Source organism: Chryseobacterium gwangjuense (assembly GCF_021311115.1).
Taxonomy (GTDB): domain Bacteria; phylum Bacteroidota; class Bacteroidia; order Flavobacteriales; family Weeksellaceae; genus Chryseobacterium; species Chryseobacterium gwangjuense.
Genome location: NZ_JAJTNP010000006.1, coordinates 204,961 through 223,593, shown reverse-complemented (window position 1 = coordinate 223,593; position 18,633 = coordinate 204,961). Strand labels below are relative to the sequence as shown.

General features: G+C 34.5%; 19 protein-coding genes. 14 read left to right on the top strand and 5 right to left on the bottom strand.

Annotation, left to right across the window (positions count from 1 at the left end; translation table 11 throughout):
• Window positions 1-22: 22 nt before the first annotated feature.
• The 5 genes from rpmB to LV842_RS13345 all read left to right on the top strand — a co-directional run bounded on the left by rpmB (window position 23) and on the right by LV842_RS13345 (window position 2,017).
• The gene (gene rpmB / locus LV842_RS13365; protein WP_002976757.1) at window positions 23-265 is read left to right on the top strand and encodes a 50S ribosomal protein L28; all 243 of its coding nucleotides are present in this window, start codon (window positions 23-25) and stop codon (window positions 263-265) included.
• A gap of 6 nt (window positions 266-271) precedes the next feature.
• Window positions 272-454 carry a 50S ribosomal protein L33 gene (rpmG, locus tag LV842_RS13360; RefSeq protein WP_027373683.1) on the top strand — a complete coding sequence of 61 codons (183 nt, stop codon included), beginning with the start codon at window positions 272-274 and terminating at the stop codon, window positions 452-454.
• 20 nt (window positions 455-474) lie between these two features.
• Window positions 475-624 carry a DUF4295 family protein gene (locus tag LV842_RS13355; protein WP_065722020.1) on the top strand — a complete coding sequence of 50 codons (150 nt, stop codon included), beginning with the start codon at window positions 475-477 and terminating at the stop codon, window positions 622-624.
• A gap of 105 nt (window positions 625-729) precedes the next feature.
• Entirely contained in the window at window positions 730-1,683 is a 954-nt protein-coding gene (ftsY, locus tag LV842_RS13350) for a signal recognition particle-docking protein FtsY (RefSeq protein WP_233111941.1), read from the top strand.
• 70 nt (window positions 1,684-1,753) lie between these two features.
• Window positions 1,754-2,017 carry a GlsB/YeaQ/YmgE family stress response membrane protein gene (locus LV842_RS13345; RefSeq protein ID WP_047441876.1) on the top strand — a complete coding sequence of 88 codons (264 nt, stop codon included), beginning with the start codon at window positions 1,754-1,756 and terminating at the stop codon, window positions 2,015-2,017.
• A 73-nt stretch (window positions 2,018-2,090) separates the two neighbouring features.
• Here the strand turns inward: LV842_RS13345 and sppA are convergent, their stop codons facing one another.
• A complete protein-coding gene (gene sppA, locus LV842_RS13340) occupies window positions 2,091-3,842 on the bottom strand; it encodes a signal peptide peptidase SppA (protein ID WP_233111940.1) in 1,752 nt (583 codons plus the stop codon).
• Window positions 3,843-3,861: 19 nt separating this feature from the next.
• Here sppA and folK point away from each other — a divergent pair, with 19 nt between their 5' ends.
• The 5 genes from folK to fmt all read left to right on the top strand — a co-directional run bounded on the left by folK (window position 3,862) and on the right by fmt (window position 9,907).
• Entirely contained in the window at window positions 3,862-4,278 is a 417-nt protein-coding gene (gene folK / locus LV842_RS13335; protein ID WP_233111939.1) for a 2-amino-4-hydroxy-6-hydroxymethyldihydropteridine diphosphokinase, read from the top strand.
• A gap of 17 nt (window positions 4,279-4,295) precedes the next feature.
• Complete coding sequence (locus LV842_RS13330; RefSeq protein WP_233111938.1) at window positions 4,296-5,393, top strand: OmpA family protein; 1,098 nt, start codon at window positions 4,296-4,298, stop codon at window positions 5,391-5,393.
• 37 nt (window positions 5,394-5,430) lie between these two features.
• On the top strand, window positions 5,431-6,888 hold the full coding sequence (locus LV842_RS13325) for an OmpA family protein (protein ID WP_233111937.1): 1,458 nt from the start codon (window positions 5,431-5,433) through the stop codon (window positions 6,886-6,888).
• Between the two features lie 78 nt (window positions 6,889-6,966).
• A complete protein-coding gene (locus LV842_RS13320) occupies window positions 6,967-8,868 on the top strand; it encodes a RecQ family ATP-dependent DNA helicase (RefSeq protein WP_233111936.1) in 1,902 nt (633 codons plus the stop codon).
• A gap of 91 nt (window positions 8,869-8,959) precedes the next feature.
• A complete protein-coding gene (fmt, locus tag LV842_RS13315; protein ID WP_233111935.1) occupies window positions 8,960-9,907 on the top strand; it encodes a methionyl-tRNA formyltransferase in 948 nt (315 codons plus the stop codon).
• 126 nt (window positions 9,908-10,033) lie between these two features.
• Here fmt and ribB read toward each other — a convergent pair whose 3' ends face one another.
• A complete protein-coding gene (gene ribB, locus LV842_RS13310) occupies window positions 10,034-11,155 on the bottom strand; it encodes a 3,4-dihydroxy-2-butanone-4-phosphate synthase (RefSeq protein WP_233111934.1) in 1,122 nt (373 codons plus the stop codon).
• A 58-nt stretch (window positions 11,156-11,213) separates the two neighbouring features.
• A complete protein-coding gene (locus LV842_RS13305) occupies window positions 11,214-12,218 on the bottom strand; it encodes an LLM class flavin-dependent oxidoreductase (protein WP_233111933.1) in 1,005 nt (334 codons plus the stop codon).
• A 189-nt stretch (window positions 12,219-12,407) separates the two neighbouring features.
• Here LV842_RS13305 and LV842_RS13300 point away from each other — a divergent pair, with 189 nt between their 5' ends.
• Window positions 12,408-13,190 carry a DUF2971 domain-containing protein gene (locus LV842_RS13300; protein WP_233111932.1) on the top strand — a complete coding sequence of 261 codons (783 nt, stop codon included), beginning with the start codon at window positions 12,408-12,410 and terminating at the stop codon, window positions 13,188-13,190.
• A gap of 56 nt (window positions 13,191-13,246) precedes the next feature.
• On the opposite strand, the gene LV842_RS13295 is transcribed toward LV842_RS13300, so the two are convergent.
• Window positions 13,247-15,373 (bottom strand): helix-turn-helix domain-containing protein, encoded by a 2,127-nt coding sequence (locus LV842_RS13295; protein ID WP_233111931.1) that lies wholly within the window; start codon window positions 15,371-15,373, stop codon window positions 13,247-13,249.
• Window positions 15,374-15,436: 63 nt separating this feature from the next.
• On the opposite strand from LV842_RS13295, the gene LV842_RS13290 reads away from it, so the two are divergent.
• Entirely contained in the window at window positions 15,437-15,877 is a 441-nt protein-coding gene (locus LV842_RS13290) for a hypothetical protein (protein ID WP_233111930.1), read from the top strand.
• Window positions 15,878-15,964: 87 nt separating this feature from the next.
• Here LV842_RS13290 and LV842_RS13285 read toward each other — a convergent pair whose 3' ends face one another.
• On the bottom strand, window positions 15,965-16,501 hold the full coding sequence (locus LV842_RS13285; RefSeq protein ID WP_233111929.1) for a gamma carbonic anhydrase family protein: 537 nt from the start codon (window positions 16,499-16,501) through the stop codon (window positions 15,965-15,967).
• A gap of 152 nt (window positions 16,502-16,653) precedes the next feature.
• Between LV842_RS13285 and LV842_RS13280 the strand changes: the two genes are divergently transcribed.
• Entirely contained in the window at window positions 16,654-17,532 is an 879-nt protein-coding gene (locus LV842_RS13280) for a NifU family protein (protein ID WP_233111928.1), read from the top strand.
• 72 nt (window positions 17,533-17,604) lie between these two features.
• Complete coding sequence (gene hemH, locus LV842_RS13275; RefSeq protein WP_262909425.1) at window positions 17,605-18,627, top strand: ferrochelatase; 1,023 nt, start codon at window positions 17,605-17,607, stop codon at window positions 18,625-18,627.
• Window positions 18,628-18,633 lie beyond the last annotated feature (6 nt).

Sequence of the window (18,633 nt, the reverse complement as noted above, 5' to 3'; positions counted from 1 at the left end):
ATACAAATAAGAACATCGAGATATGTCAAGAATTTGCCAAATAACAGGAAAGCGTGCAATGGTTGGTAACAACGTTTCTCACGCTAATAACAAAACGAAGCGTCGTTTTGAAATTAACTTATTGGAGAAGAAGTTTTACCTTCCGGAGCAAGATAAGCACGTAACACTGAAAGTATCAGCTCATGGATTGAGAGTGATTAACAAGATTGGAATCGAGGAAGCTATTGAAAGAGCTACTAGAAACGGATTGATTAAAAAGAATTAATAAATCATGGCAAAAAAAGGAAATAGAGTTCAAGTAATCCTTGAATGTACAGAGCACAAAGAAAGTGGTATGCCAGGAATGTCTAGATACATTTCTACTAAAAATAAAAAGAACACTACAGAGAGATTAGAGCTTAAGAAGTATAATCCAGTTCTTAAAAGATCTACCCTTCACAAAGAAATTAAGTAATTTAGAAAATATAGTTTACCATGGCAAAGAAAGTAGTAGCAACCCTACAAACTGGGTCTAAAAAAATGACTAAAGTTGTGAAAATGGTTAAGTCATCTAAGTCAGGTGCTTACGTTTTCGAAGAAAAAGTAATGAATGCAGACGAAGTAGACGGTTATTTGAAAAAATAATCTACACTTTATTTACAATATAAAAAACTACTCAGCTTTTGGGTAGTTTTTTTGTTATCTTTGCTCTAAACATAGATAACACAACATCTTATATTATAAAATTCTATGAGTTGGTTTAAAAATATTTTTAAAAAAGAAGAAAAAGAAACTTTAGATAAAGGATTGGAAAAATCCAGCCAGGGGTTCTTTGAAAAAATGACGAAAGCCGTAGTCGGCAAGAGCAAGGTAGATGATGAAGTTCTGGATGATCTGGAAGAAATACTTATCGCCTCCGATGTTGGCGCGTCTACAACCATCAAAATCATAGAAAGAATCGAAGAACGTGTTGCACGTGACAAATACGTCAGCGTAAACGAACTAGACAAAATTCTTCGTGAAGAAATCTCGGGACTTTTACTTGACAACCCTCATTCAGGAACAGGGAATATCGACACCACCAAAAAACCGTATGTTATTATGGTTGTAGGAGTAAATGGTGTTGGTAAAACAACCACAATCGGAAAATTAGCCCACCAATTTACTTCTGAAGGGAAAAAAGTAGTTTTAGGAGCTGCTGACACCTTTAGAGCTGCTGCCGTTGACCAGTTAGTGATCTGGAGCGAAAGAGTGGGCGTTCCTATTGTAAAACAGGAAATGGGTTCTGATCCGGCTTCAGTAGCTTTTGATACTGTACAAAGTGCCGTTGCACAAAATGCAGATGTCGTGATTATCGATACAGCAGGAAGGCTTCACAACAAAATCAATTTGATGAATGAACTTTCTAAAATCAAAAGAGTAATGCAAAAGGTAATTCCTGATGCTCCTCATGAGATTTTATTAGTTTTGGATGGATCTACAGGTCAGAATGCTTTTGAACAGGCAAAACAGTTTACTGCTGCAACCGAAGTAAATGCTTTAGCAGTAACAAAACTTGACGGAACTGCAAAAGGAGGTGTTGTCATTGGTATTTCCGATCAATTCCAAATTCCCGTAAAATATATTGGAGTGGGTGAAAAAATGCAAGACCTTCAATTATTCAATGGTACGGAATTTGTTGATTCGTTCTTCAAGAAAAGATGATATTTATCATGTTTTCCCTAAATTAGCAATATCAATTTCATAAATATTAACAATTTAAAAATTTGCAACTATGGGAATTTTAACATGGATTTTATTCGGACTTATTGCTGGAGCAATCGCAAAAATGATCATGCCGGGAACTCAGGGAGGCGGATGGCTGATCACAATCATTCTAGGTATTGTAGGAGCTTTCGTAGGAGGAGCTATTGGAGTTTACATTCTCCACTGGGGTGATGTCACTTCTTTCTGGAATCCAAGAAGCTGGATTTTAGCCATTGGAGGAGCACTGATCGTCCTCTGGATTTATGGAATGGCAACTAAAAAAAGTAGTTAGAAAAAATTAACATAAAAAATAAAACGGCCGGTTTGAATATTCAAACCGGCCGTTTCTGTGTACAATATATAATTTAGTTAATTTTTATCTGATAAGGCATTTCCATTTTTACTTCAGATCTCAATTTTTCATTGGTAATCTGTTCCAGAATTTCATAATTCGCCTTTCCAATTTTATTTTTAATAAGTCTTGCAGAAATATCATCCTCATTCATGTCATCAAAAATTTGTTCAAAAGCTGTTTTCTTCTTTGGATAAGATGTTACGCCATAAGATTTCAATTTTGCTTTTTGTGCTGCAAACTTCACGGCATCATCCAATGTTCCTAAATCATCTACCAAACCAATCTGTTTAGCACGTACTCCGCTCCAGACTCTACCCCCTCCTACATTATCGATCTGTTCGAAAGTTTGTTTTCTGTTTTGAGTCACAAAGTGAACAAATCTTTTATAAGTACCTTCAACACTTCTCGTAACTTGTGCAACACCATAAGGCGTAAGTCCGTTTAAGCTTGAATAATATGCTGAATTCGCATTAGTAGCCACAATATCAGAACGTACTCCATTCTTATTGGCAATTTCTTTAAAATAAGGCATTACTCCGAAAACCCCGATAGAACCCGTAAGTGTATTCGGTTCAGAATAAATCTTATCAGCAGCCATGGCAATATAATAACCTCCTGAAGCTGCATAATCCCCAAATGAAACAACTACCGGCTTCACTTTTTTAAGTTGTTGAAGCTCATATAAAATTTCGTCTGATGCATTTGCACTTCCTCCCGGAGAATTGATTCTGAAAACAACCGCTTTTACTTTATCATCATTTTTAAGATCCTGAATATATTTCACATATTTTTCAGAATAAATATCTCCATATTTATCTCCGTTATTAATAGAACCTGATGCATACAATACCGCTACTCCCTCACCCGACTTCTCTTTATCTGTTGAATTGATATAATTTGTAATTGATACTTTATTCAGTTTATCGTCTTTAGATGCTCCGATTTTTGATTTAATAAAATCATCATATTCCGACTTCTGAACTAATTTGTCTACCAATTTATATTTTAAACTTTGCTCAGGAATCATTCCGTACAAGCTGTCTACTACAGTTTTAAACTGACCGGCATCTATTTTTCTCGAAGCAGCGATCTTGTCTGAAGTATTTTTCCAGATATCATTCAATAAAGTACTTAATTGCTCTCTATTTTCATCGGAAATATCATTTCTTAAAAAAGGTTCTACCGCAGATTTAAACTTACCATGTCTGATTACTTCTATTCCGATACCATATTTATCCGCAAATTCTTTAAAGAAAGTTACTTCTGTAGCAAGCCCTTTCAGATCTATCATCCCTGAAGGATTTAGAAAATACTGATCAGCTACAGATCCTAAATAATAAGTAGACTGAGAAACTCCGTTTCCATAAGCATAAACAAATTTTCCGCTTTTCTTAAAATCTTCTAAAGCAGCTCTAATATCATCCAACTGAGTAATTCCTGCATTTAAATGATCCGTTTCAATACTGATCCCTTTGATGTTATTATCTGTTTTAGCATTCTTAATTGCTTCTAAAACATCATATAACAATATACTTTTATTCTTATCATTAACATTAAATATACTTGTTTGTTCCTCTGTAGGACTATCTATGATATCCGTCTTTAAATTAATTGTTAAAACTGAATTCTTTTTTACCACCACAGACTTCTCTCCACTCATTGCACTGAAGAAAATAACTACCACGAAAAAGAAAAAAAACACGACAGATAGTATCACAAATGCAACTATATTTGCCAATACATTTTTAAAGAAACTCTTCATAAAACTTATTTTGAACAATATGTCGCAACATAATGTCATTTTGTTACTCGGAAGTAACCTTGGCGATACAAAAAAAAATATTGAGACTGCTATTCACAGACTCAATCAGGAGGTAGGAAAAGTAATAAAATTAAGCGAATTTTTAATTACTGAACCCGTAGAATTTGTTAGTTCTAATATTTTTTGTAATATTGCATTAGTAATATGTACACATTTTTCACCTATTCAGTTACTTAAACATATCAAAAGGATTGAAGTTGAGATGGGAAGAGCACATGATTCTAGCACTCTTAGAATATACACGGACAGAGTAATAGACATTGATATCGTAAAGTTTGACAACCTGAAATTTGTGTCAGAAAAGCTAGAAATCCCTCATCAGAAACATCTTTTTGAAAGGGAATTCTCCAAGATAATTTTAAAAGACTTTATCTAAAACATAAAACATATTGTATGAAATTAGGTTTATTATTATTGGCTGCATTGCCTATTGCAACATATGCACAGGACAGTATTGCTGTTAGTTCCTACGATGAATACCCTAATACGTTCTCTTCTGGTTCTGCCAATGTACAGCCTTTCAACAACAAAGCAAGAAAATTCAACGACTGGGCCATCTCAGTTGGAGGAGGTACTGCATTGATGACATTTGCAGATTTAACATCTGTTTATGACAAGAAAGTAAACTGGGGATGGAATGCCTACGCCAGTGTAGATAAGCAAATTACCCATGTATTTGGGCTAAGTTTGCAGTATCAAATGGGAAAAACGGAGCAACAAGCTCAGTTACCGAACAATCCTGCGGCCGGAGTTGCGAACGCTTGGACAAAATATCAACAAATATCTTTGTTAGGAGATATTAATTTTTCTAATCTTTTTAGGAGGGTTGATAATCTCTCACCTTACCGTTGGGCTTTACATGGCTACATTGGAGGAGGAGTACAATCTTATAAAACAGAATTGATTGACTTAGACGGTTCCAGATGGAGTGATGCTCCACCTAAAAGAATTCCTATTTCAATTGATCAGAAGCTAGGGATTGAATCTTTCTTTATGCAAGCCGGAGTTGGCCTAAAATATAACGTATCCAAACTTATTGACGTTGAAGCTCGAGTAATGTATATTAACAGCTTCGATGAAGAATTTGACGGAGGTGGTGTTAGCAGAGGAAATGAAACGGCACCAAACAGAGTTGACTATAACCTAATCAACGATTCATATTCTGATGCCATGATGACTTTTAACTTAGGATTATCATTTAAGTTAGGAAAACACAACACTCATTTAGCTTGGCATGATCCTTTACAAGAAACATATTCTAGAATTCATACTTTAGAAAATACAAAAGTAGATTTTGTTGTTTGTGAAAAAGGAGACCAAGACAATGACGGAGTTTGCGATGATTGGGACAGACAGCTTGACACACCTGCTGGTGCGAGAGTTGACGGAGCCGGAGTTGCACTTGACATGGATCTTGATGGTGTGATTGATCTTTACGATAAATGTGTAACCGTACCGGGACCAGTTGAGAATGCTGGTTGTCCTAAATAAATAAATCATTTAATTAACTAAATAATAAAAATACACTATGAAAATAAGTTTAGCAATTGTAGCATTAGCGTTAGCGGTTCCTGCCGTAAGCTTTGCACAAGATTCAACAGCAGTTTCGGCTGAAGAAAAATATCCTAATACTTTTTCATCAGGTTCAGCTAATGTTTCGCCCTTCACTCAACAATCTAAAAGATTCAATGATTGGGCTATTTCAGCAGGAGCCGGTGTACCATTGGTTCAATCAGCAGATTTAACCTCAATCAAAAATGGTAATGGTAAAAATCTTTTTGGATATTCTGCGTATGTAAGTATTGATAAAGCGATTACTCATGCTTTTGGTTTAAAACTACAATACGACAGAGGTGAAACCAGACAAGGATGGTTTAACACAAAAAATGCTGCTCCAGCAAACGCTTCTACTTATCAGCAGGTAGGTGCTAGAACCCAATATGATGCAATCTCTTTAATTGGAGATCTTAATATTTCAAACATATTTAGAAGAGTTGATAACAAGTCTCCATACAGATGGGCTCTACATGGTTATGCCGGTATCGGTACATTAGCTTACAGGGCTTATCAAAAAGATGAGATGGGGCAAAAGTTAATGACTGAAGTAAAACCATTTAAACTAAACTCACTATTCGGACAAGCCGGAGCTGGTCTTAAGTATAAGATAAACCGCAGGTTGGATATTGAAGGTAGATTAGTCTATGTCGTGACTACTGATGATGAATTTGATGGTGGAGGTGCACAATACAGTAACATCAATAGAAGAGAAGAGCAGGTTTCTGACAACTTCTTCAATGCTACTTTAGGGGTAACTCTGAAATTAGGTAAGCACGAATCTCACTTAATGTGGCATGATCCGCTTCAAGAAGTATATTACAAACTAGATGTTTTAGCTAATAAAAACCAAGATATTGAAGTTTGTAAAAAAGGAGATTTAGACAATGATGGAGTTTGTGACGATTGGGACAGACAGCTTGACACTCCTGCTGGTGCAAGAGTTGACGGAGCCGGAGTTGCACTTGATACAGACCTAGATGGAGTAATCGACCTTTACGATAAATGTGTAACTGTACCTGGACCAGTTGAAAATGCTGGATGTCCAACTGGACCTGTAACGACTGGACCTGTAACAGATGATACAAGAACTCTTGAAGGAATTGAGTTTGACTTAAACTCTGATAGAATCTTACCATCAAACACTCCTATCCTTAACAACGCTGTAAACTATATCAACACATCAAGTGGAACATATACAGTGGTAGGAGCTACAGATACAAGAGGAACTGATGCTTACAACCAAAAATTATCTGAAAGAAGAGCAAATAATGTGAAAGACTACTTAATTAAAAACGGAGTTGAGTCTGGTAAATTAAATGCTATCGGAAAAGGTAAAAAAGACCTTAAGTATCCTGAATGTGATCCTGCTACAAAATGTCCTGAATGGAAAAACAGAGCAAACAGAAGGGTTTATTTTGAAGCTAAATAATAATAAACTTTCTATTATATTTAAAAGTCACGCAATGCGTGACTTTTTTTGTGTCAATACTTTCCTTACTTTTACCTTATGATTTCTCCACAAGACCTTCAAAAATTAAAATTCGAAACTCTAAAATACTTTTGGAGCTATGACACTTTCAGGGATTCTCAGGAAGAAATTATAGATTCTGTTCTCCATTCAAAAGATACATTAGCCTTATTGCCTACAGGAGCAGGAAAGTCATTGTGTTACCAGTTGCCTGCACTTCTTCGGGAAGGAGTCTGCTTGGTTATTTCACCGCTACTTGCGCTCATGAAAGATCAGGTCAATCAACTGAAAGCTCGTCAGATTGAAGCTGAATATCTGTCTTCTGAATTGGATGAATTTGATGCAGAAGTTATTTATAATAGATGTAAAGATGGTCTTACAAAATTGCTATATGTCTCTCCGGAAAGATTGACGAATATTCAGTTTTTACAAAATATTGAAGAAATACAGCTCTCATTTATTGCTGTTGACGAAGCGCATTGTATTTCGGAATGGGGGCAAGATTTCAGGCCCAGTTATCAGAATATTAAAGAATTCCGGAAAAACCACCCTGAGATTGCCTGTTTAGCATTAACAGCAACCGCTACACCAAAGGTTTTAGAGGAAATAAAGACTAAACTTGAATTAAAAAATCCTACTGTTCTTCAAAAAAGTTTCAGGAGAGAAAATATTAAAATATTCTCAGAAGAAGTTTCAGATAAATATCAAAGAGTTTTTGACATTCTAAAGTATGCTACGAAATCGGGTATTGTGTATGTAAGGACAAGAAAAGATGCAGAGCAGCTGACAGAATTTCTTCATAAGAATCAATTAAAAAATGTTGATTTCTTTCATGCAGGATTAACGTCAAAAGAAAAAAATACGAGACAAAACATTTGGAATAATAGTGATCAGCATGTTTTAATATCTACCAATGCTTTTGGAATGGGAATCGACAAAGATAATGTTCGTTTCGTGATTCATTTTTCTCCTTCTCCTTCTATTGAAAATTATTATCAGGAAATAGGAAGAACCGGAAGAGATGGTAAAAAAAGCTTTGCATTCTTACTTTGGGATAAACAGGAACTCTCCAATTTCGACCAGATTTTAAAAAACCAAATCCCGAATAAAGCTGAGTTTTTAAAAATAATTTCTTACCTCTACTCTATTTTTCAGGTGGCGGAATATGAACTTCCTGAAAAAGTTTTTCAGCTCAACACAGCGGGAATTCAGAATTTCACAAGGTTATCAAAAGCAAAAATTAATAATGTCTTGGGCTTCCTGCACAATCAGGAAATTATTTATTTTAACAATAACAAAAGTCTTTCCTCACTTCAATTGTTGATGCAAGCTGATGAAATCGATCAATTGCCTCAAAAAGATGCTTATTTTATTGAACTCTTACTAAGATCTGTTTCAGGAATTGCCACTCACAAAGTCATGTTCAGTGAGCAACAGGTAAGCAATAAAATCGACGTAAGTGTCCATTTAATAAAAGAAAGACTAAAAGAACTTCAGCAAAAAAATTACGTTGAATATATTGACGGAGCATTGTCCAGCATTAAATTTTTAAAACCCAGAGACGAAAGGGTCATCAACAGCTCTTACTGGAAGCTTTTTGAACACATCCAGAAAAACAAAATCCAGAAGTGGGAAGAAATGAAATTCTATCTGGAAGACAGTCAATACTGCAAAATGAAGCTTATTCTTTCGTATTTTGGAGAAAAAGATGCTAAAAATTGTGGCAATTGTTCGGTGTGTGAAAAAAAGAAACGATCTGTTTTCGGGCAGAATATCTCTCTGGAAATCATTAGTATTTTAGCTAAAAAACCGGCGACGATAGAAGAATTATCCATACAGTTGACTTACCATCCAAAAGATAACATTTTAGAAAACCTTATTTATCTTTTAGATTCAGGAAAAGTAAAAATGCTGAATTTTAGAACATACGCTTTGGCATAAGTAATGAGTAATAGGTAATGGGTAATATTTTATCTATCCTGAAATTCTTCAATCTTTATTTTTTTAAATCCACAAAGTTTATCTTTGCACCATGAAATCATTGAAAGTAGTTTTTTTAGGCACTCCGGAGTTTGCAAAAACTTCATTGGAAGCCATTCATCATTCACATCATGAAGTTGTAGGCGTTGTAACCGTTGCTGATAAAGCGAGCGGTCGCGGACAAAAAATCAATCAATCACCTGTAAAAGTTTTTGCAGTAGAAAATAATCTCTCTGTTTTTCAACCTGAAAAATTGAGAAATCCTGAATTTTTAGAAGAGTTAAGAAAGCTTGATGCGGATGTTTTTGTAGTGGTAGCTTTCAGAATGATGCCTAAGATCTTATTTGAAATGCCTAAAATGGGAACGTTCAATTTGCACGCTTCCCTACTTCCTGATTACAGAGGTGCAGCTCCTATCAATTATGCAGTGATTAATGGAGAAGAAAAATCCGGAGCAACTACGTTTTTCATCAATGAAAAAATAGATGAAGGAAATATTCTGTTACAGGAAGAACTAGCTATTTTACCTGATGAAAATGCAGGAAGTCTTCACGACCGACTAATGGAAATGGGGTCTAAATTAGTAGTAAAAACATTGGATGGATTGGCAGAAAATGCAATTATTGAAAAACCTCAAACCAATGTAGAACATCCGAAAAATGCTTATAAAATCTTTAAAGAAGACACAAAAATCGACTGGACGAAAACATCAAAAGAAGTTCACCAGTTTATTTTAGGAATGTCGCCTTATCCGGCAGCGTTCACCACATTGAAAATCGGAGAAGAAGAAAAAGGTTTGAAAATATTCGGTGGGAAATTCGAGCTTTCCAATCATGATAAAACGGTAGGAAGTTTAGATATTTCGAAAAATGAATTTAAAATCTATACGAAAGACGGAATATACTTTCCTCTAGAATTACAATTGGAAGGAAAGAAAAGAATGAATATCAAAGATTTTCTGAACGGTTTCAGAAACTTCGACGAAATAAAAATGGCTTGATTTGATCAAGCCATTTTTATTTTAAGTCAATTGTAATTTTTTTCGAAGTCAATTCACTTCATTATCAATTTTAAATTACTGGAAAATTCCCTTGCAAAGCAAAATTGACCATTCACAATTCACATTTTATAGTTGCACCAACTCCGTCACCTCAACATCATATCCTCCAACCTGAGGTTTAATATTAGGATTTTGAGTAATTACTTTGAACTTATTAATTCCAAGATTCTTTAAAATCTGAGTTCCGATTCCATAATCTCTGTAATTGTAAGCTAACGTAGGATGCTGTTCCTGACCATCCTGATAATTTAAAAACTGTTGTAGTTTTCTTAATGTATTTTCAGAATTTGAAACGTTATTGATGAAAATTATAGCCCCTTTTCCTGCTTCATTCACCATATTGGTTACTTTCTCCAATAAAGGCTTTTCACCATTATTCAATCTTGTTAATACATCAAAATAAGAATCAGAAGACTGAACTCTTACCAAAACAGGCTCATCAACAGTCCAAGCTCCTTTTGTTAAGGCAAAATGGATCTGATCATTTGAAGTCTCTCTGAAAGCAAAGAAATCAAATTCTCCATAAGCCGTTTTTACTTTTCTTTCCTCTAATCTTTCGATCAGGTTTCCTTTTTTAAGCTGATAATGAATCAAATCTTCAATAGAAACGATTTTCATATCGTGTTTTTGAGCAAAAACCTGTAAATCCGGTAGGCGAGACATTGATCCGTCTTCATTCATAATTTCGCAGATTACCCCTCCTTCTTTTAATCCTGCTAAATGCGTAAGATCAATCGCTGCTTCAGTATGTCCTGCTCTTTTCAACACTCCTCCTTTTCTTGCACGAAGCGGGAAAATGTGTCCTGGTCTCATGAAATCTGTAGGTTTAGATTTTTCATCCATCAAAGCTAAAATTGTTTTGGCTCTGTCTCCTGCAGAAATTCCTGTAGAAGTTCCGTTTCCAAGAAGGTCAACCGATACCGTAAAAGCTGTTTCTTTCGGATCACTGCTTCTACTAACCATTACCTCTAATCCTAGTTCATCACATCTTTTTTCAGGAAGCGGCATACAAATAAGCCCTCTTCCGTGAAGTGCCATGAAATTGATGATTTCAGGTGTTGTTAATTCAGCTGCACAAAGAAAATCACCTTCATTTTCTCTATCCTCATCATCTACTACTATGATTATTTTACCATTTTTAAGGTCTTCAATAGCCTCTGGAATAGTATTTAATTTAATATCAGACATTTTTACTTTTTAAATTTATGCAAAGATACTCATAAAAAAAGGCATCTTCCAATTAATCTTATGCTTTGAATATTGAGTTTTTGGCATTTCTGAAAATATGATACGACTCCAGTCTTTTCTGATGATCGTAAATATGGGAGTTGATCATTAATTCGTCCACATTGAATTTTTCCTGAAAATTTTTCAGCTTTTCTTCAATTTCACTTTGATCCCCGATTAAAGTATATTTTAACTTCTGCAAAACCATCGATTTTTCCATAGGAGACCAAATTTCATCCATATCATCAACTGGCGGAGCGAAAGGTTTTCTGTCATTTCTCACAATATTAATAAAAGCCTGAAACAAAGTCGTTGACATTTTATGCGCTTCTTCAGAAGTTTCAGCGGCAATTCCGTTTACACAAGCAATCATGTAAGGCTGATCTAAATATTTTGAAGGTTCAAAATGCTCTTTGTAAATATTAAAAGCCATTTCCATTTGTTCAGGAGCAAAATGCCCAGCAAATGCATACGGAAGTCCCAATTCTGCTGCTAAAAAAGCACTGTCTGTACTTGAACCCAAAATATACAACGGAATATCCAATCCTTCTCCGGGAATTGCCCGAACCAATGCATCACGATTTTCTTTGGAGAAATACTTTTGTAATTCCAGAATCTGTCTTGGAAACTGTTGATTAATGATTGCAGGATTTCTTCCCAATGCCTGAGCGGTCAATCCATCCGTTCCGGGAGCTCTTCCCAATCCAAGATCAATTCTTCCGGGAAAAAGAGACTCTAAGGTTCCGAATTGTTCGGCAATAACTAATGAACTGTGGTTCGGAAGCATAATTCCTCCCGATCCTACTCTGATTTTTTTTGTTCCATTGGCAATGAAGCCAATCAGAACCGAAGTTGCAGAACTGGCAATGCTTTCCATATTATGATGTTCCGCAAGCCAGAATCTTTTATAATCTAAATTTTCAGTATAATTGGCTAAAGACAAACTATCCTGAAAAGTATCGTGAATGCTTTTCTCCTGCTTTACGGGAGCAAGATCAAGAACCGATATTTCGAAATTCTTCATATTTTAAATTTTAGGTCATAAAACCAAGCAAATGTAAAACTAATAAATCGCATTAGTTACTTTTTGTAATTGATAGGATGGATTGCGTAGTTCAGGAAAAAACTATTGGAATTAATTTTGATTAAAATTTTAAATACATTAATGGAGCATCATTTAAAATTAGTTATATTTATTTAAATAAAAACTATAATGCCAATCGAAATACCAACACAGAATAGTGCGCCAGTATATTTTCCTACTGATAATTATAAAATAGTGAGATATTTAGACTTAGTTAAGTTTCTTTCACTAATTCAAACAAATCGATTGTATTTTTCTCGATTAGACAAATTTGAGGATAATTATGAAGGCACAGTTCCTGAACTTACTTTTCAAGAATATAAAGAATGGTATACCGCATTTACACATAATCGCTTATTAGATATTATTCAAACTAGTGTTGAGGAACATGTAGAACAGACAATGATTGAGGAAAAAGAAGCAGAAGAAAAATATAAAAAATTAGTTTGTGTTTCTTGTTGGAATAAATACGATTCGGAATCATATGCTCTATGGAAAATTTATTCTGACTTATCTAAGGGTATTATGATAACAACGGATATTGAAAAGTTAAAAGCATCATTTAAAAATACTAAAGAAGAAATACAATTAAGTGAAATTAAATATCTTGACTATAAGAAAGATAAAATGAAGATGGGCAATATGAATTATCCAATAATTCATAAAAGTATCCATTATGATTATGAAAAAGAAATAAGACTAATATATAAAGTACCATTTAAATCTGGTTTAGAATATGATTGGTCAAAAGAAGAAAATGAATTTGGAAAATATATCAATATTGATGTAAACACTCTAATCGAAGAAATCATTATAAGTCCTAAAGCCCCCCAATGGTTTTTTGATATCATTTCAAATTTACTCCAAAAATATAATCTAGAAAAAAACATTAAATATTCTGACCTAAAATAACGATCTTCAAACCATGAAATAAAAAAGGATCCAGTCTAATTGAATCCTTTTTTATTTTATTTTCCTTTCTCCTTCAAATAAGTAAAATGATTAATCAAAATCCTGATTTCATTAAACTCAAAAGTATTAGGCAGCGCACTCTTCCATTCGGTCAACGTTTCTTTTGGATCCTTATAGAAAATATCTTCAAAGGCTTTGATTTTATCTGAAGTGATCACTCTTGAAATATCCAATAAACCCTGTTCTGCAAATTTCGCCAGATGACCGATTACTGTTTCTTTTACCAATCCCCTCTCCAAGGCAACTTCGGCAATTGTTTTCCCTTGTTCAAATAATTGAAAAGTAAGAACCTGAGACGGAACTTTTGCAATTTTCATGCTGATTTCCTTATCATTTTTCTCATCCAGAAGTTTAACATCCAACAAATGAATTTCTTTCAGACTGTTCAGGTATTCTTCAACATCTTCCAGCCAGCTTTTAAACTCTTCATTGTATTGTTTCAGCCCTTTTACACCTTTTATTTCAGCATAAAATTCTTTCAAAGGATTAAAAACTTTATCTCTGATTTCGATAAAGAAGAAATTAACTGCTCCTTTTGTTTTATTCTCAATTTCTGACCATTCTTCTTTCTGTTCAATAAAATTATTGACTTTCTGAGAAATAACTCTTTCCAGTTTTTCGAAAATCTTTCCAAGATTAACGATTTCATGTTTGAGCTGAAGATACAGCTGATTAGTTTTTACCTTGTCAATACTTTTGGTAACGATCGAAAGGTTATTCCATTCTTCAACTTCTTTCAACAACCATTGGGAATCGACTGTACGAAGAACTTTTTTGATGCTGTAATCGTATTTTTCCTGATTTAAAATTGCTTCAACATTATCATTAGCATGAGTTTCACCCTGAAATTTCAAAATCCTGTTGTCTTTAAAAATAACTTCGGGGGTAATTTTCGATTTTAAAACAATTCCTTCCAATGTTCTGCAACGCGATAATGCCACATAAACCTGTCCTGCTGTAAAACTTTTCCCGGCATCAATAATCACTTTATCAAACGTTAATCCTTGACTTTTATGAATCGTAACCGCCCAAGCCAGTTTGATCGGAAACTGCTCGAAACTTCCTAAAACCTCTTCCTTTATATTTTTTTCGGTGTCTAGGAAATATTTTTTCTGCTCCCAGACTTCGCGTTTAACAACAATTTCTCTCTCACTTCCTTCTAAAACAACTTTAATTTCGTTTTCATCCAAAGCGGAAATTTCACCCAATTTTCCGTTAAAATACTTCTTTTCCCCTGAAATATCATTACGGATAAACATAATCTGAGCCCCTATTTTAAGTTCTAAAAACTGTTCATTAGGAAACTGATTTTCTTTGAACTCTCCAAAAAGCTTAGCTTCATACGTCTTAGCATCAACTTTTATTTCCGTTAGTTTTTCCTGATTGATTTCATCTGCCATTTTATTGTGCGAACACAGGTAAACGTAAGACTCTTTCCCCATATCAAAATCCGGATCATATCTTTCATTCAAATGATCAAAATCAATACGGGCAACATCACCGTCACGGATAGCATTTAAAATTTCCAAAAATTCTTCGTCAGATTGACGGTAGACTTTCGTTAATTCAATCGTAAGTAAAGGAATTTCTTTGATAGCCAAACTATCAAAAAAGAAAGGAGAATTGTAACACATTTTCAAAATATGTTCGTCTCTCACTACCGGCGGAAGCTGATACAAATCTCCAATGAACAACATCTGAACACCTCCAAAACGTTGATTATTTCTTCGGATAAACCGTAAAGAAAAATCCATCATATCCAATACATCGGCACGAAGCATCGAAACCTCATCGATAATAAGCACTTCAACCTCTCTTAACAGCTTAAGCTTATCCTTACGATATTTAAAATGAGGCATCAGATCAGCAATATTATTTGCTAAACTGGTATCAATTCTATCAGTAGTTGGTAAAAAAGTTCTCAGCGGTAATCCAAACATCGAATGAATGGTAACTCCACCTGCATTGATGGCTGCAATTCCCGTAGGTGCAACAACAATGTGTTTTTTACGAGTCCGTTTTACAAAATCATTGAGAAAAGTAGTTTTCCCTGTCCCTGCTTTCCCCGTTAAAAATATGCTTCGGTTGGTATGTTCTATTAAGTCAAAAAAATGATTGTTCATCGTTGTCAAAATTACGGAAAATGTCATTAAGGCATAAACTTTGATTATAGTTAAAAAAAATTTATGAAAAATCAGTTGTTAAAAATATCTGTCATCTTATTTTGTTTATCTCTTTTTGCGGTATCATGCAAAACAGTTGTGAATGACGAGGCAAATTTACCAAAGGACATTTCCGAGAGACCAGCCGATGAAAATAGTCAGAAATATGATCAGGCACGTCTTGATAAAATAAAATCATCTATTGAAGAAGATATTGCAAAAGAAGAATGTACCAATGCCGCTGATTGGACGTTTTCTCCTATTGGATCAAAAGCTTGTGGCGGACCTATTTCTTATATTGCTTATCCTAAAAAAATAGAAAGCACTCTCCTCCCTAAGATTGAACTTTACAAAAATGTAATGTCCGAATACAATAAAAAATACAATATTACCTCAGACTGTATGATGGCGGCTGAACCTACCGGAGTGAAATGTGAAAATGGAAAAGCGGTTTTAGTATATTAATACCCTATTATTTACAATAGAAAGCTCTCTCAATTGAAGTTGAGAGAGCTTTTTTATTCATTTTTTGAAGTGACGTAATTTTAAAAATTATCCTTCAATTTCTTTAGTGTTTTCTTTATACCAAGAGGAATATTTCACATAATTATCCGCGATTCTGTTCACTTCTCCTTCCAGCAACTGAGCATTGATATCCTTAATTTTCCTTGCAGGAACACCACCCCAAACTTCTCCGGACTTAATATGAGTTCCCTGCGTTACTACAGAACCTGCACCTACAATAGAATTTTCTTCCACAAGACAAGCATCCATGACAATGGAACCCATTCCGATCAAAACATTATCGTGGATTGTACATCCGTGAACGATTGCATTATGACCTATCGATACATTATTTCCAATATTTAAAGGATGTTTTTGATAGGTACAATGAAGCATTGCATTATCCTGAACATTCACCTTATTCCCCATTTTGATGTAATGAACATCTCCTCGGATCACGGCATTATACCAAATACTGCAATCTTTTCCCATCGTAACATCTCCAATAATGGTAGCGGTTTCTGCCAAAAAAGTGTTTTCTCCTATCTGTGGTGCTTTTCCTAAAAGTTCTTTTATAAGTGCCATATTTTTAATTTGAATATTTGATAATAAGTTCATCTGATAATTAAATTTTATATCTCATCAATTTAAAATGATACCGATAGCGAAAATCTAACTTCCAGCCTCTAACTTCAATTTCTAATTCCGTATTTTTGTATCTCAAATTTAACGAAAAAATGCATACTATCCTTATAGAACCGACCGAAAACCCGAAAGTGATGAAATTTGTAGCAGATTACAACCTGATTCCGGGATCTTTAGAGTTGGACAGAGATTCAGATATTTCAGAAATTCCTTTAGCACAGGAACTTTTCAATTATCCTTTTGTGGAAAGAATTTTCATCACGGCTAATTTTGTTGCGGTCGCAAAACAAGATACGGTGGAATGGGAACATGTAGCTGAAAGCCTGAAAAATATAGTAGAAGACGAATTGTTGGCAAACCCGAGAATTTATCTTCAAAAAAGAAAAGAAATGTATCAGATTTACGCGGAAATGACGCCAAATCCGAATGCAATGAAATTTGTTTCTAATCAATTATTGATAGAAGGTTTTGTAGAGGTAAAATCAAAAGATGAAGCAGAAGGAGTTCCATTGGCTCAGGCAATTCTCAAAGAATTTGATTTTGCTAAGGAAGTTTTTATTTCTGATAATTTCGTGGCAGTTACAAGAGATAATTCTGTAGAATGGCATCAGGTGATGATGGCTGTTCGTGGTTTTATTGCTGAATATCTTCAAAATGGAGGTAAAATATCCAATATTGAAGCTCAGAAACACGAAAATCCTGTAGAAAAAATCATCAACAGAGAATATACGAATGACGAACAAAGAATTTCTGATATTCTGAATGAATACGTTGCACCTGCAGTAGAAAACGACGGTGGAAAAATTTCTTTGATGGAGTATGATCAGGAACATAAAACTGCAAAAATGCTTCTTCAGGGAGCTTGTTCAGGATGCCCAAGTTCTACCGCTACTCTGAAAAACGGAATTGAAAATATCTTGAAACAATTCGTGCCTGATTTAGTAGAAAAAGTAGAAGCTGTAAACGGATAAAAACATAAGTAATCAGTAAAAAATAATAAGCAATAAAAATTACTCATTACCAATTACTCATTATTTATATTTATGAAAGGAATTTTATTAGTCAATCTAGGATCACCGAAATCTACTGAAGTAAATGATGTAAAAGAATATCTCGATGAATTCCTGATGGATGAAAGGGTAATCGACTATCGTTGGATTTTCCGTGCATTGCTGGTTCGTGGAATTATTTTAAAAACCAGACCTGCAAAATCTGCGGAAGCTTACAAAACAGTTTGGACAGATCAGGGATCTCCGTTGATTGTCATCACAGAAAAAATTCAGCAAAAACTTCAAAAGCTGGTTGATGTTCCGGTAGAAATCGGAATGCGATATGCAGAACCAAGCATTGAAACTGGTATCCGAAAATTAACAGAGAAAGGCGTTTCTGAAATTGTACTTTTCCCTTTGTATCCGCAATATGCGATGAGTACAACAGAAACTGTAATCGAAAAAGCAGAGGAAGTAAGAAAAAAGCTGTTTCCGGATGTAAAAATCAATTATATCCAACCGTTTTACGACAGAGATATTTATGTGAACTGTTTGGCAGAAAGTATTAAGGAGAAACTTCCTGAAAACTTCGATGCCCTGCAATTTTCTTATCACGGAGTTCCGGAAAGACATATTTACAAAACCGATCCTACCAAAACATGCAACCTTAATGATTGTTGTTCAAGAGAGAGCAATCCGAGTCATAAATTCTGCTACCGTCACCAATGTTTCACTACGACCAATCTGGTGATTGAAAAGCTTAATTTACCAAAGGAAAAAACAATTGTCTCTTTCCAATCGAGACTAGGGAAAGATAAATGGATCGAGCCTTATACTGACGAAACTTTGGAAACAATTCCTGGAAAAGGAGTAAAAAACCTTGCCATTGTTTGCCCTGCGTTTGTATCAGATTGTCTGGAAACGTTGGAAGAAATTTCTGTAGAAGGAAAAGAACAGTTTTTGCACGGAGGAGGAGAAAATTTCCATTATATTCCTTGCCTGAATGATGAAGACCGATGGATTGAAGTGGTAAAAACCCTTTGTGAAGAAAAGCTTAATGAGTTTTATTTAGTGTAAATAAGT